Genomic DNA, 1,016 nt, shown 5'->3' with positions numbered 1-1,016 from the left:
TTTGTGACATGTTTGAAGGTCATGCGCCTTTTAAACCGCGTTATGTTTTACCTGACTATGTGAAGTTTTTATCTCAAGGCTCTGAGTATTTGGAGTTGTCACCTGCAGAAGATTTTGATGATGCGCTAAATATGCTTACCATCATCTACCATCATGTGCCGTCTGTTACTAATATTCCTGTATATTTAGGGCAGTTAGACGACGTCCTGATGCCTTATGTAGGCGACCAAACTGAAGCGCAGATTTACAAAAAACTTCGACATTTCTGGATCATGTTGGATCGCACGTTGCCGGATGCCTTCATGCACGTGAATATCGGGCCGACAGACAACATTATCTGTCGCACTATTTTGCGTGTGGACGCAGAGCTCAAGCAAATTGCACCAAATCTCACGTTTATGTACGACGAATCGATCACTCCAGATGATTTGTTACGTCAGGCGACGACAAACATTTGTGAGTGTAGCAAGCCTCATATTGCGAATTACCCAATTCACGCAAATGCTTATGACGGAGCGCAGTTTGGTATCGTCAGTTGCTACAACTCACTCCCGCTAGCTGGTGGTTCAAACACGCTTGTACGCATGAATCTAAAAGAAGTGGCGAAACGTGCAGCAAGTCGCGACGATTTTTTCAGTAATGTATTACCGACGTATCATCAACTAATGACGGAGTTGATGGACGCAAGAAGCTCGCACTTGCATGAACAATCACAGTTCTTCCAAGGCTTCTTAACCCAAGAAGGCTTGATTGAAGAGTCACGCTTTGCGCCAATGTACGGCATTTATGGCATGGCTGAAGCGGTCAACTTACTTCTTGAAAAAGAAGGGCAAACTTCCCGCTATGGACAAGATGAACGTGCAAATGCATTAGGCCATGAGATTTCAGCGACACTAGCGAAATTGGTTGATTCTACGCCTGTGAGATATGGCTTAGAGGGCAAAGCGTTGTTGCATGCTCAAGGTGGTATCAGTCTCGATCTGGATGTAACGCCAGGTGTGCGCCTGCCTTACGGT

At 45.4% G+C, this 1,016-nt stretch carries 1 protein-coding gene; it reads left to right on the top strand.

The window, feature by feature from the left end:
- Window positions 1–1,016 (top strand): YjjI family glycine radical enzyme (locus tag R8N28_RS27260; RefSeq protein WP_318183923.1); only part of this gene is annotated, 1,016 nt, incomplete at both ends.

Source organism: Vibrio sp. Vb1554, assembly GCF_033344235.1.
Note: the sequence above shows the minus strand (reverse complement) of the source record. Positions and strands in the feature narration are given on the sequence as shown.